Origin of the sequence: Paenibacillus puldeungensis (assembly GCF_042678945.1) — a bacterium.
Taxonomy (GTDB): Bacteria; Bacillota; Bacilli; order Paenibacillales; family Paenibacillaceae; genus Fontibacillus; species Fontibacillus puldeungensis.
Genome location: NZ_JBHTLM010000002.1, coordinates 254,771 through 268,027 on the forward strand (window position 1 = coordinate 254,771; position 13,257 = coordinate 268,027).

Below are 13,257 nucleotides of genomic sequence, written 5' to 3' on the forward strand. Positions count from 1 at the left end.
AGGAGACCTTATGTCACAGCCCACGGAAGATGTGAAGCAGTTTGAGGAGGAAGAGGATACCCAGAAGGGGAAATACCTGACTTTCTCTTTGGATACTGAATACTACGGAATCGAAATCAAGCATGTCACTGAAATTATTGGAATCCAGGCGATTACCGAGGTGCCGGAGCTTCCTGATTATATCAAAGGGATCATTAACCTCAGAGGCAAGATTATTCCGGTGATGGACGTGCGGCTCCGCTTCAAAAAAAGTCCAAGAGCTTACAATGATCGGACCTGCATTATCGTTGTAGAGCTGCTTGAGGTGTCCGTCGGTCTGATTGTTGACCGTGTTTCTGAGGTGCTTGATATTGCCGATGGAGACATTACCCCACCTCCTGAACTTCAAAAAGGGGGGAACCGTTACATCAAAGGCATCGGCAAGGTAGGCAATGAAGTCAAGCTGCTTCTGGATTGTGACAAGCTGTTGAATGAAGACGAGATCGACCAAATCACACGTTAATAATCGAATGTACCAGGAGGCATGATGGAGAATGAAAGAGACACAGAGTGTAAGTATCAGTACCAAGCTCTATAGCGGTATGGCGGCAATGGTATTGTTTGGCGTTTTCCTTACAGTAATGGGTTACCTTGCTGTCGATACGGCAGGGGCGAAGCTGGCAGTTGTCTTTGGGGCGGTAGCCTTGATTGGGACTGGAATCTATATTGTTAGAACCGTTCAGGGTCGGCTTGGTCAAATGGAAAAGGTGGTACGAGATCGGGAGGAAGGAACCACAGAGTTTCTGACCCATATGAAACGTCTTGCCGAATCGGCAGCAAAGGGCAATTTTGATGTTCGAGCGGAGTCTTCACGCCTGACGGGCGGTTTCAAAACCACGCTAGAGAATGTGAATGGCATTCTGGACGCTTTTTTTGACAAAATGTCATGGTATGAGGCGATTATCGATGCTGTGCCATTTCCGATTCATGTGACGGATAAAGAAATGAACTGGACGCATATGAATAAAGCGTTTGAAAAGCTGATGATCGATCAGGGCGTTGTGGAAAACCGCGGGGGCGGTTATGGTAAACAGTGCAGCCACGCAGGAGCAACCATCTGCAGCACGCCGAACTGCGGCATTAAGCAGCTGCAAAAGGGCAATATGGAAAGCTATTTTGACTGGTGCGGAATGAGCTGCAAACAAGATACGTCCTTCCTTCGCAACAGAAAGGGCGAAGTGGTTGGTTACGTGGAGGTTGTGACGGACCTGACTTCGATACTGCGGGTGAATGAATACATTAAGGCGGAAGTTGATCGTCTGGCGGAGAATCTCGATTTGCTGGCTAGAGGAGATTTGAATTTCCACATGGAAGTGGGCGAAGCAGATTCTTTCACGGAGGAAGCGCGGGACCATTTTGTAAAAATCAATCAAAATCTAGCAAAAACAAAGGGAGCCATCGGGGGACTCCTTTCCGACGTGTCCATGCTGTCCGAAGCCGCGATTCAAGGCAAGCTGGATACCCGGGCGGATGCATCTTTGCATGATGGACAGTATGGTAAAATTGTTGAAGGCTTCAATCAAACGCTGGATACGGTGCATGAGCGGAACCTGTGGTACGAGGCGATTATTGATGCGGTGCCGTTCCCGATTCATGTGACGGACAGAGATATGAACTGGACTTACATGAACAAGCAGTTTGAGAAGCTGATGATCGACCAGGGCACCGTCAAGGAACGCGCGGACGGCTATGGGATGGCGTGCAGCCATGCCGGGGCCAACATCTGCAACACGCCGAATTGCGGCATTAAGCAGCTGCAAAAAGGCAAGGGCGAGAGCTATTTCGACTGGTGCGGCATGAGCTGCAAACAGGATACCTCGTTCCTGCGCAACAAGAAGGGCGACGTAGTCGGCTATGTCGAGGTCGTTAGCGATCTGACGCCTATTTTGCGGAACAGTCAGTACATGAAGACCGAAATTCAGCGCCTTGCTCACAATCTTGAGCTGCTGGCACAAGGTAACCTCAACATGGATTTCCGTCTTGGAGAAGCGGACGAGCATACGCTGGAAACCCATAACAACTTCGCTACAATCGACGGTAATTTGGAAAAAGCGAAGGATGCCATCAGCCGGATGATCGAAGATATCCTTATGCTTTCCAATGCGGCTGTTGAAGGCAAACTGGACGTGAGAATCGATGGGTCCAGTCATGACGGCGAGTTTCAAAAAATCATCGACGGCATTAACCAAACACTTCATTCCGCGATCGAGCCGATTCAGGAATCGGCGGCTGTGCTTGAGGAAATGGCCAAAGGCAACTTTCAGGTTCGGGTGAAGGGCGACTACAAAGGCGACCATGCTAAAATCAAGCTTGCGCTCAACGAGACGATCACGAGCCTGGCGGCGAACATAAGCGAAATCAGCAGCACCTTGACCGAAATGGCCAGCGGCAATATGGTTGTAGAGATCAATTCGGAATACAAGGGTGATTTTGAAGAAATCAAAAACTCTTTGAATCATATTATTCAATCCTTCAACGAGGTTCTGAACGATATCAACAACGCTGCTACCCAAGTGTCCGCCGGAGCAAGACAGGTATCGGATTCTGCACAGGCTTTGTCCCAAGGTTCGACGGAGCAAGCTAGTGCGGTTCAGGAACTGACCGCATCGCTGGAGCAGATCTCGGCCCAAACCCGCCAGAATGCGGATAATGCCAACCAAGCCAACGAAATGGCTTTGGCGGCCAAAACAGATGCGATCAACGGCAACGAGCGCATGAAGGAAATGCTGGGAGCGATGAATGAAATCAATGAATCGTCCAGCAATATCGCGAAAATTATCAAGGTCATCGACGAAATTGCTTTCCAGACCAACTTGCTCGCTTTGAACGCCGCGGTGGAAGCGGCGCGGGCAGGTCAGCACGGCAAAGGCTTTGCCGTTGTGGCTGAAGAAGTCCGGAATCTGGCGGCCAGATCGGCGAATGCAGCCAAGGAGACGACGGTCCTCATCGAGGGATCGATCAAGAAGGCAGAGGACGGCACGAAGATCGCCAGCGAAACGGCGGGTGCGCTCAATACAATCGTCGATGTCGTCGCGAAAGCGGCCGATCTTGTCGGTGAAATTGCGGTGGCGTCCAACGAGCAGGCTCTGGGGATTGCCCAAATTAACCAAGGCATTCAGCAGGTTTCCAATGTAGTACAGACGAACTCCGCTACCTCAGAGGAAAGCGCGGCAGCGAGCGAGGAGCTGTCCAGCCAGGCGGAAATGCTCAATGAAATGGTGGGTAAATTTAAGCTGAAAAAGGTCAGCTTTGGGTACAATCGCGCATTGGAAGGACTACCGCCTGAAGTCATCAGCCTGCTTCAAAGCATGAATGAACGCAAGTCCGGGAGTGGAATTGGCGAGAGCATGAGATATGAATCGTCTGCTAGACCGAAGATCTCATTGTCCGGTCCGGACTTTGGGAAATACTAACCCAAATACTTGAATATATAGGGTTATTAATGGGATGAATGTTTAAAGAGGAGGGAGCCTTGGCGGCTCTCTCCTTTTTTATCAGAAATATCATTGCGACTCGGTCATTGCAGCCCGGTTGCGGCTGCCGTACCGGTTCAGCTTTGGAGTAGTTGTATTTTGTGCAGCTAATCTCCCGGTTTCATGCGGGTGAAGAGAAATAAATGCAAAAAGTGCAGTTAAAATGCCCATATGGGCTGTTGAGAGTGATGAGGGCGGGTTTTAAATGCACTTTTTACAACTATCTCGAAAGATTTCGATTTTTGGCCCTGATTAGCTGCATTTTTTACAGTTAAATATTGTGTCGTCTATCTCCAAAATGTCGGATATGCCCGATCCTGACGAAAATTGTTAATCAACAAGGCGAAGACTACGATAACAATAGAGCCGATGAGTACGGGTGAAATAAGGTAGCTCCAGCCCATATGGCCCAGCATGATAACGAGCGGGTCCGCACCGGCCGGCGGGTGGGTCGTTTTGGTTAGCATCATCACAGCAATGGCTAACCCGACGGCAAGGCCGATTGCCCATGAAGTCGTTCCAAACCACTGGTACGACAATATCCCTATCAGCGAGGACACGAAGTGACCGCCGATAATATTCCGCGGCTGCGAGAACGGGGCATTCCAAATTCCGAAGGCCAGAACACAGCTCGCTCCAAAGGGAGCCATTAACCACTCTGATGAGGTAGCTATGGTTAGTAAAAACAGAGTGAAAATCGTCAGAAACCCTCCGATCAATCCGGTTGCAGCATCCTTTACATTGACCTTAAGTGGGCTTTTGCCTTGACCCTTCATTTTACTGAAATAACGGTAACTAAGCGTAGATCCTAATGTTACCTCTTTCTTCTCAAGCTCTCTCTCGACTACAGTTGTTCGATTCAAATCTATTTCCCTCCTTTTTCCTGCAATTAAATTTACACGAAATAAACTAACCTGTCAAACATTAAATTAATGGTTAGTTTTGTGAACGCGTAAATCTCAGCAATAGAACCGGAATCCCTCTTCTCGGATTTTCGCCAAAATTGCAGCATAATACGGAATTTTGCTGAATTCCCGGTGTGATTCTTGTCGTAATCTGATTCTTTTTGCCTATGAAATATTTATCATTTTTCTGTGTTGACAATTATTTTTTTTTGAAATATATTTGGAAATGTCTACAATTTTAATGGCATATTATGACTCCCAAGGAACCCACCCGCCAGTAATTGAATAATTGGGCACACTAATCGAAAGATTAGGTCGCAAAGCCTTGGAGTCTAAGGATCCACTTTTTATGGATTAATGACCGTCCGGCTGCATAACAATGTTTACGTTGTTTATGCAGCCGTTTTTTTATTTTCCCTCGCATCTCAGCGGATTTATCCGAGAGATATAGATACCTGAAAGTAAGGAGGGTAGAGACTTAGTGCCTGAAAGGGAGGATTTTTATGAAAAAATGAGGAGGAACTTATGAAACGCGGGTTAAAAATTGCAATTTCTTGGTTATGCTTATTTTCGTTATTTTTAAGCCCAATGTCCGTCTTTGGCGCAAGCTCAAGCGACCCGGTCTGGCCTAATCCCGGCGCGATTCAGCTCAGTAAAACGGCTAAAGCCACCGGTAACCCGGGCGAGTGGGAGATTACCCTGAAAGCCGAAGGGAAAAACGTTCGGACTAGTTCCGACGTGGTGCTGGTCATCGATAAGTCGGGGAGTATGGGCGGCAAATGGTGGGAACCGGCTTACAAGATGGATAATGCTAAAGCAGCTGCGAAGAAATTCGTGGACAATTTGCTGTTAAACGGCTCATCTAACCGGATTGCCGTAGTATCCTTTAGCGATTCAGCCTCAAAGGTTTCTGATTTTAAGGGATCTGAACAGAAGGGTGAACTAAAGAATGCTATCGATCAAATCAATCCGGATGGCGGAACAAATATCCAGGCGGGTTTAAAAAGCGCCCGTGAGATGCTCAATAGCAGCTCGGCCGAGAACAAAATAATCGTCGTATTAAGTGACGGTGAGCCTACATACAGCTACAAGGGAAAGAAGGCTGTTGGCTTTACTTGGCCTAATAGTAAATATCGATTTGCTATCACGGATTTCGATTATGGCAACATGCTTGGATCCGGTGGCGATTTCGGGATCAAATCATACAAAATCAACGGCTTTACCGTTCAAGATAACGGGATTGGTACCATTTCCGAAGCAAAAATCGCTAAAGACGCAGGCTTCAAAATTTTCTCGGTTGGTCTAGACGTTTCTGACAATAGTGATGCGCTAAATGTGCTCAAAGACGTTCAGAGCGAAGGATATTTCCCGGCGAACAGCGACGATCTAAACAAGATTTTCCGCGAAATGGCTGGAAAAATCGCTTATGCGGCTCAAGATGCCAGAGTCATTGATCCGATGGGAGATATGTTCAACCTCAAACTGAAGGGCGGACAAATTAGCCCTCAGGATTATACCGTATCGCAAGGGACGGTCACTTGGGACGCCTCGACTGAGAAATTTATTTGGAACGTCGGCAATATTGCTGAGGGAGAGCCTGCCACATTTACTTACAAAGTAATTATTGATTCATCCAAAAACCCGGTTTCTAACGTCCTCTATCCGACGAACGGCAAGACGACTTTGGAATATACCAATGTCAACAACCAGAAGACTTCGAAGGATTTTGAGGTGCCGAAGGTAAGCATCGGCAATGGTTCCATCCTCATGAAGGGCTATAAGGTCAATGCGAACGGCAAGCCGATCAACGCCGAGGGTGTTGAAGTCGAGTCTCCGGAGTTTGCAGCCGCGCTTTATAGCGAGTACTACAAGGATCAAAACGGTAGCGAAGCTTTGCCAATCGGCTCTAAGGATTATTCCGTAGCAGCCAAAGAGGTAACCGGCTACCAGCTTAAAGTAGGGCAAAATCCTACAACGGTGAAACTCACTGCAACGAATCCAACGCCAGTTATCTGGTTCGGCTATACGGAAGCAGTTGAACAGAAACTAACCGTAAAATATCTCGAGCAAGGCTCAAGTAAGGAACTGCAAGCTCCTGTAGAGAAAAAAGGTCTGCCAGGTTCCAAGGTAGCTTTGGAAGCTCCACAGCTTCCAGGGTATAGCGTAGTAGCTCCTGAAAAGCTGGAGTACACGTTCACATCTGAACCGAACCAAGTGCATACGTTCTGGTACAAGGCCAGCGAGCAGGAAGTGAAAGTGAAGTTTGTGGATAAGAAGTCAGGGAAGGAAATTGCCCCTGCGGAAACGGTAAAAGGGACCACCGGTCAAAAAATAACTTTGGAGGCAGCAAAAGTTCCGGGCTACACACCGGAAAACGCGACCTTCGATTACACGGTTAAAGACGAAGGTAACAACGAGTACACCTTCTACTACACGGCTCAAGGGCAAAGCGTAGAAGTGCGCTACCTGGAGCAAGGTACTGACAAAGAACTTGCTAAGCCAACCACGGTGAAAGGCGTAACCGGTGAAACGGTCGAGCTGAAGGCCCTTGAGATCGCGGGCTACACCCCGCTTGAAGAAGGACACAGCTACACGCTTGGCACCGAGAATGCTCCGTATATCTTTTACTACACAGCGAGCAAGCAAACCGTAAACGTGAAGTTCGTGGATCGGAAGACAGGAAATGAAATTGCACCGGCTCAAAATGTACCTGGAGTTACCGGTCAAACGATACCTCTGAAGGCAGAGGATGTTCCGGGCTACACCCCGGAAAGTAAGACTGCTGAGTACACATTTAAAGCCGCAGGCAATGAATTTACCTTCTACTACACCGCGAACAAGCAAAGCGTTCGAGTGGAGTATCGGGAGCAGGAGACGGATGAAGTCCTTGCCGAACCAATCACGGTAACTGGGGTCACCGGTGAGACGGTCGAACTGAAGGCGAAGGACATCGCGGGCTACACTCCGCTGAAATCAAGCGACAGCTACAAGCTTGGCGTAGAAAATATTCCGTATGTCTTCTACTACAAAGCAAATGAGCAGACCGTGAATGTGAAGTTCGTAGACCGTAGTTCAGGGAAAGAAATTGCCAAAGCGGAAACGGTAAAAGGAGTCACGGGCAAATCCGTTATCCTGAAAGCCGCTAATGTTCCGGGCTACACACCGGAAAACGCGACCTTCGATTACACAGTGAAAGCCGAAGGCAACAACGAATACACCTTCTACTACACGGGGAACAAGCAAAGCTTGGAAGTACAGTACTTGGAGGAAGGTACAAAGGAGAAGCTGGCTGATCCTACGACGGTTACTGGTGTAACCGGTGAAACAGTTCAGCTGAAGGCTTTGGACATTGCGGGCTACACCCCGTTAAAACCAGGTGACAGCTACACTTTTGATGTAGAAAATGTTCCGTACACCTTCTACTACAAAGCGAGCGAACAGACCATAAATGTCAAGTTCGTAGACCGTAGTTCAGGGAAAGAAATTGCTAAAGCGGAAAGTGTAAAAGGAATCACGGGCAAATCCGTTACCCTGAAAGCCGCTGATGTTCCGGGCTACACCCCGGAAAACGCGACCTTCGATTACACGGTGAAAGCCGAAGGCAACAACGAATACACCTTCTACTACACGGGGAACAAGCAAAGCTTGGAAGTACAGTATTTGGAGGAAGGTACTGACAAAGAACTTGCTAAGCCGACAACGGTCACAGGTGTAACCGGTGAAACGGTTGAGCTGAAGGCCTTGGACATCGCTGGCTACACCCCGGTAAAACCAAGTGACAGCTACACGTTTGATGTAGAAAATGTTCCGTACATCTTCTACTACAAAGCGAGCGAGCAGACCGTAAATGTGAAGTTCGTTGAACGTAGTACTGGCAAGGAAATTGCCCCAGCGGAAAGTGTGAAAGGGACTACCGGCGAAACGGTAACTCTGAAAGCTGCCGACGTTCCGGGCTACACCCCGGAAAACAAGGACTCGGTGGAATACACAGTGAAAGCCGAGGGCAACGAGTACACCTTCTACTACACGGCGAACGAGCAAAGCTTGGAAGTACAGTACTTGGAGTTGGATACTAACGAGAAACTAGCTGATCCGACGACGGTTACAGGCTTAACCGGCCAAGAGGTTAAGCTGGAAGCGAAGGACATTGCGGGCTACACCCCGCAAAAACCAAGCGACAGCTACACACTTGGTGTAAGCAATGCGCCATACATCTTCTACTACACCAAGAACGCGCCGGATAACAACAGAACTTTGACCGTAAAATATGTCGATAAAGTAACAGGCAAAGAGCTGATGGAGCCAACCAAGATCGTAGGCAAAGTGGGCGAAGAAACTATACTCGAAGCGGTGGATCACACGGATACAGTAACAGGAGCGGTCTACAAGCCACATGCCTATAAAGTGCCGTACACGTTCACCGATGCTCCGGAGCAGGAATATGTATTTGAGTATACTCAGGATGAAGGTTTGGATGTTGTGGTAACGATCCATCACGTCGACAGAGAATCGAATACTGAAATCATTGATTCAACGACGAAGATGGGAAAAGCCAATAAAACATTTGTAGTTTACCCTGAGCCGATCACGGTCACTGGTGCGGTATATATCCCGGAACAACCTGAGTACGGATTTGAATTATCATTCGAACCGAAACAGGATGTCACCATCTACTACAACAAGGGAGTACCGGCCGATCTGGTAAATCTCTACGTCACCTATGTTGATCGGGATACCAATACCGATATAGCTGAACGAAAAGTAATTACCGGCAAACCGGGCACTAAGCTAACTCTTACGGCAGCAACAGTTAAGGGATATACGCCTGAGGTTGCCAGCGAAGACTACATTTTAGGCGAAGGCCGCGAGCAGAGCTACACCTTCTATTACAAGAAGGATGCACCGGCTGCTGATCGGAAATTAACGGTGAAATATTTGGAGAGCGGAACAAACCTGCAGCTTGCAAGTCCAACGGTAGTTACCGGCAAACCAGGGGAGACGAAAACTCTGACGGCTGTATCGGTATCCGGCTACACTCCGGTGAAAACAACCGATTCCTACACGTTTAAAGAGCAGGAAAGCCCTGAGTATATTTTCTACTACACTAGAAATTCGTCAAATCCAGGAAATCCGGGCGGTTCGGGAGGTTCCAGCTCACCGAGTACGCCATCTGTAGCTCCATTGCCTGCATTGCCACCGCTTCCGGCCGTTCCGCCGAAGCTTGAAACAGAGAACCACTATGATTACATTAACGGGTACCCGGACGGCTCTGTGAAGCCGCTCAATAACATTACCCGTGAAGAAGTTGCAGCGATTTTCTACCGATTGCTGGATGACAGCAGCCGTACTCAATACCTGAAAACTGGCACTTCCCTCTCTGACGTCGGAGCTACGCGTTGGTCCAACAAGCATATCTCAACGATGGAGAACGCCAAGGTGATTACAGGATATCCGGGCGGCGCCTTTAAACCGGGACAATATATTACCAGAGCCGAGTTCGCGGCGATCGCTTCCCGCTTTGATAAGCTTGACGAGCGGAAGAACGATAAGTTCACGGATATTACAGGGCACTGGGCAGAGAAATATATCGCCTCCGCAGCCAACAAAGGCTGGATTAAAGGATACACGGACGGAACGTTCAAGCCAAACCAATACATCACTCGGGCGGAAGCCGCAGCCTTCATCAACAGCGTTCTGAACAGAAAAGTCGATAAAGACGGTATTCATAAGAACGCCAAGATGTGGCCAGACAATGTCTACGGTAGCTGGTACTACTATGACATGCTTGAGGCAACCAACCATCACGAGTATTCCAAACAAGAATCTGGAATCGAGGTTTGGAAAGAGGTTAAGTCGAACCGGATCTATCCGTAAAAAATGAAGCAGGCTCCCTTTCGGTTACATCAAAACCGGAAGGGAGCCTGTTGTTTATCGATCATTTTGCATTTGAGAACAGCTTGTCCAAAAATTCATAGGTCAGAGGCATGTCCTTCTTTAGATGGCTCCGTGTTTTGTCGCTATATAGATATAGAGTTGCGGTCTCGGCGAAATATTCAGTCGAGTATACCGATACATAACCGTCGCCTTTATAATCAACGCCGGATTCTTTCTTCCAGATGTCGGTAAATGCCGAAGACGAGCTGATATTGTTCAGTACCAATCTGTCGATCGCATGAAAAACTTCATGAAGCTCCAGGTTTTGTCCGTTGTGGCCCTTGCCTTTGTCACTGTAGCCGATTCTTACGATAACGATGTTGGAGCTTACGCCCGGCACATCATCCCAAGTAAGTCCGGTGCCTTCCCAGCCTCTTGGAGTAACGCCTTTATACTGTGAAAACTCCGGCTCATCCGTGATCTTGCCGTTAACCAGTTTGATCTTTACGCTGCTGTCCTTCAGACCCTTGAGCATGGAAGCGGGAATTAAGGAGAGATGGTCAATCATTTTGCCTGCTTCAGTCTTGTTATAGTCAGCCTGCGGCAGTACGACAATGTCGTTCACCAGGGAATGGTTGTCTTCAGCATATGCCGGAACAACTGCTAGATTCATAGAAAGAATAAGTGCAATTACCAAATAATAGATCCGTTTCATCTCGGCGTCCTCCCGAATGGCATCGAATGATGCATACTAACCGATTCAGGAAGAGACGAAATCCAAGATTACGTTCCGCTTCCATATCGGCAACTGGCTGGCGTTACGATTAACGTAGTAGCCCCTGTAGCTTTGCGTCCCCATCTTTCGAGTGGGTTTGCCTTTATCAATATGAAAAAAGTAGATTTACACAAAAAACCTTCTTACCGAAATAAGAAGGTCACCATACAACGTATAAAACGCTGGCCTCTTGTTCGGTAACTGGCTGGCTTAGCGAGAATTATCGCCTTAACCCCTATAGCTTTGCGTCCCCACTTTTCAATGGGTTTGCCCTTGATCAACACAAGAAATATAAAATTTTAACATAACAATAAATATATAAATCTAGTTTCAGATTAAGTCTAATAGACTAGATAGTCAAGCCTTTTTTTGCAAAAAAATGTCGAAGTGGCATAGTGCTCTTTTCCTATGAAAATGTCACTCTTCGCTTGCCTTGCGATGCTGAAAACGGGCGGCCTTCTTGCGGTTTCCGCAGATTTGCATGGAGCACCATTTGCGTCTCCCGCTCTCATCAATAAAGAGAAGCACGCAATCCGGATTGGAGCAGTGCTTGAGATAGTCCAGCTTTTGGCTTTGTATCAAGGTTAATGCATCGTAGGCGATCAGGGAGCCGATGGCATCTTCCACTTTTCCAACGGGTACTGGAAGCAGCGTTTGGTTTTTGAGCTTGTAGGTGAACGGGGCGCGTTCAATTTTAGTCTCTAAATACGCAATAAAATGATTGGATATCGGATGCCCGTCTGCAATCTGCTCAAATTGCTTTCTTAACATCGCGCGCAGCTCCAAAATGCAGGAAATAAGCTGCCTCTCCCTAGGGCCAACTTCCCCTAAAAGCATATCGTCAATGCCTAAGCACTCCGCCTCGACATTTAGCCAATCCATGACATCATCAAGCGAGGTCAACAGATCATGACGCTGACCCCGTCTTACCAGCTCGGTATTTACTAAATCGAGGGAAGGATTCCCCGAGATCAGCGGAAACTTGTTCGTATCATTCATGCGCAAGGCTCCTAACAGATGATTTGGGCCTAACCAGTAAAATGGAACCTAAGAGGTTAGCTTTTGTAGTCACTATTATAACTTATCTTGTGAAAAGAGTAGAAGAAAATTGAGTTTACTATTGCAATATGCAGTCAAACTGTATATAGTTTAACTATACAGTCAAACGATATATAGTGAAACTGAATAAAGAGGAGTGAAGAAATGAGCAGAGATAAAAATTTGCCGCTCACGGAGACGGTCTTTTATATATTGTTGGCTCTGATGGAGCCTGCCCATGGATATTTGATCATGCAGAAGGTTGAGGAATTAAGTGGTGGCGAGGTCAAAATGGCGGCGGGTACGCTTTATGGAGCGATTGAGAACTTGATGAAGCTGAAGTATATACAGCCGGTTAGAAGTGAGGACAGCCGCCGGAAGGTGTACGTAATTACGGAACAAGGAAGGGCCATACTTCGCCATGATTATGAACGGATGCAGCACATGCTTCAAGTAACCAAACCATTTTTGTATGGAAATTGAACGGGAGGGATTAGGCATGAAAATACGGAGAGTACTGAAGTGTTTTATGAATTTTGAAAAGGAAGAAAAGTGGCTGAATGAGATGGCCCAAAAAGGCTTTGCTCTAGTAGGTAAGGATACTAGTTATGGATTCATCGAGACCGAGCCGGAAAATGCCATCATCCGGATTGACTACCGGACGTTCAAAACGAAGAGGGATTTTATAGATTACTGTACTCTGTTCGAGGATAGCGGATGGAAACACGTGGCGGGGACGAAGAATTCGGGAGCTCAGTATTTCAAACAAATCGATGCTAGCGGAAGTGATGATATTTTTTCAGATGTCCGCTCCAAAGCGGGGCGATACCAAAGATATTCTCACATGTGGCTTACCATGGCACTCTGTATGTTTCCGATTTTCGTCGCTTTAGCAGTGAATCATTCGATTGATTTATCGGCGTTTACTAATCCGAAGGCTCTTTACTATACTCCAGGGTTATGGGAGAAAACCGGGTTCTCCTTTTGGTTCTCGTTCCTGTTTGAGACACCGTTTGCTATAGGTAGGGGCTTCATTTGGATGCTTCTCCCGATCATGATTTTGCTCTACATCGGCTTTTCGATCAAGGCGAAATTGCTGTACCGTCGTGCCATAAAATAAAAAAAACGGTCTTGGCGGGATATCCCCCAGGAC

At 47.4% G+C, this 13,257-nt stretch carries 8 protein-coding genes and 3 riboswitches; of the genes, 5 read left to right on the plus strand and 3 right to left on the minus strand.

The window, feature by feature from the left end:
- The first annotated feature begins 10 nt into the window (after nucleotides 1-10).
- Both ACFQ3W_RS03870 and ACFQ3W_RS03875 read left to right on the plus strand, forming a co-directional pair.
- Nucleotides 11-502: a chemotaxis protein CheW gene (locus ACFQ3W_RS03870; protein ID WP_379316798.1), complete on the plus strand. Its 492-nt coding sequence runs from the start codon at nucleotides 11-13 to the stop codon at nucleotides 500-502.
- 31 nt (nucleotides 503-533) lie between these two features.
- A complete protein-coding gene (locus tag ACFQ3W_RS03875) occupies nucleotides 534-3,452 on the plus strand; it encodes a methyl-accepting chemotaxis protein (protein ID WP_379316800.1) in 2,919 nt (972 codons plus the stop codon).
- 347 nt (nucleotides 3,453-3,799) lie between these two features.
- Here the strand turns inward: ACFQ3W_RS03875 and ACFQ3W_RS03880 are convergent, their stop codons facing one another.
- On the minus strand, nucleotides 3,800-4,288 hold the full coding sequence (locus ACFQ3W_RS03880; protein ID WP_379317205.1) for an HPP family protein: 489 nt from the start codon (nucleotides 4,286-4,288) through the stop codon (nucleotides 3,800-3,802).
- 411 nt (nucleotides 4,289-4,699) lie between these two features.
- A riboswitch (cyclic di-GMP riboswitch) is annotated at nucleotides 4,700-4,794 on the plus strand.
- A gap of 148 nt (nucleotides 4,795-4,942) precedes the next feature.
- Between ACFQ3W_RS03880 and ACFQ3W_RS03885 the strand changes: the two genes are divergently transcribed.
- A complete protein-coding gene (locus ACFQ3W_RS03885; protein WP_379316802.1) occupies nucleotides 4,943-10,291 on the plus strand; it encodes a MucBP domain-containing protein in 5,349 nt (1,782 codons plus the stop codon).
- 61 nt (nucleotides 10,292-10,352) lie between these two features.
- Here the strand turns inward: ACFQ3W_RS03885 and ACFQ3W_RS03890 are convergent, their stop codons facing one another.
- Nucleotides 10,353-11,006 (minus strand): anthrax toxin lethal factor-related metalloendopeptidase, encoded by a 654-nt coding sequence (locus tag ACFQ3W_RS03890; protein ID WP_379316804.1) that lies wholly within the window; start codon nucleotides 11,004-11,006, stop codon nucleotides 10,353-10,355.
- 85 nt (nucleotides 11,007-11,091) lie between these two features.
- Nucleotides 11,092-11,178: riboswitch (cyclic di-GMP riboswitch) on the minus strand.
- Between the two features lie 81 nt (nucleotides 11,179-11,259).
- Nucleotides 11,260-11,348: riboswitch (cyclic di-GMP riboswitch) on the minus strand.
- A gap of 135 nt (nucleotides 11,349-11,483) precedes the next feature.
- Entirely contained in the window at nucleotides 11,484-12,065 is a 582-nt protein-coding gene (locus ACFQ3W_RS03895; RefSeq protein WP_379316806.1) for a CGNR zinc finger domain-containing protein, read from the minus strand.
- 204 nt (nucleotides 12,066-12,269) lie between these two features.
- On the opposite strand from ACFQ3W_RS03895, the gene ACFQ3W_RS03900 reads away from it, so the two are divergent.
- On the plus strand, nucleotides 12,270-12,587 hold the full coding sequence (locus ACFQ3W_RS03900; protein ID WP_379316808.1) for a PadR family transcriptional regulator: 318 nt from the start codon (nucleotides 12,270-12,272) through the stop codon (nucleotides 12,585-12,587).
- 16 nt (nucleotides 12,588-12,603) lie between these two features.
- Nucleotides 12,604-13,224 carry a DUF2812 domain-containing protein gene (locus tag ACFQ3W_RS03905; protein ID WP_379316810.1) on the plus strand — a complete coding sequence of 207 codons (621 nt, stop codon included), beginning with the start codon at nucleotides 12,604-12,606 and terminating at the stop codon, nucleotides 13,222-13,224.
- The last annotated feature ends 33 nt before the right edge of the window (nucleotides 13,225-13,257 follow it).

What these genes read in the sequence shown, in the direction of transcription:
- ACFQ3W_RS03870 (WP_379316798.1), top strand. Translation starts at nt 11, where the DNA reads ATGTCACAGCCCACGGAAGATGTGAAGCAGTTTGAGGAGGAAGAGGAT.
- ACFQ3W_RS03875 (WP_379316800.1), top strand. Translation starts at nt 534, where the DNA reads ATGAAAGAGACACAGAGTGTAAGTATCAGTACCAAGCTCTATAGCGGT.
- ACFQ3W_RS03880 (WP_379317205.1), bottom strand. Translation starts at nt 4,288, where the DNA reads ATGAAGGGTCAAGGCAAAAGCCCACTTAAGGTCAATGTAAAGGATGCT.
- ACFQ3W_RS03885 (WP_379316802.1), top strand. Translation starts at nt 4,943, where the DNA reads ATGAAACGCGGGTTAAAAATTGCAATTTCTTGGTTATGCTTATTTTCG.
- ACFQ3W_RS03890 (WP_379316804.1), bottom strand. Translation starts at nt 11,006, where the DNA reads ATGAAACGGATCTATTATTTGGTAATTGCACTTATTCTTTCTATGAAT.
- ACFQ3W_RS03895 (WP_379316806.1), bottom strand. Translation starts at nt 12,065, where the DNA reads ATGAATGATACGAACAAGTTTCCGCTGATCTCGGGGAATCCTTCCCTC.
- ACFQ3W_RS03900 (WP_379316808.1), top strand. Translation starts at nt 12,270, where the DNA reads ATGAGCAGAGATAAAAATTTGCCGCTCACGGAGACGGTCTTTTATATA.
- ACFQ3W_RS03905 (WP_379316810.1), top strand. Translation starts at nt 12,604, where the DNA reads ATGAAAATACGGAGAGTACTGAAGTGTTTTATGAATTTTGAAAAGGAA.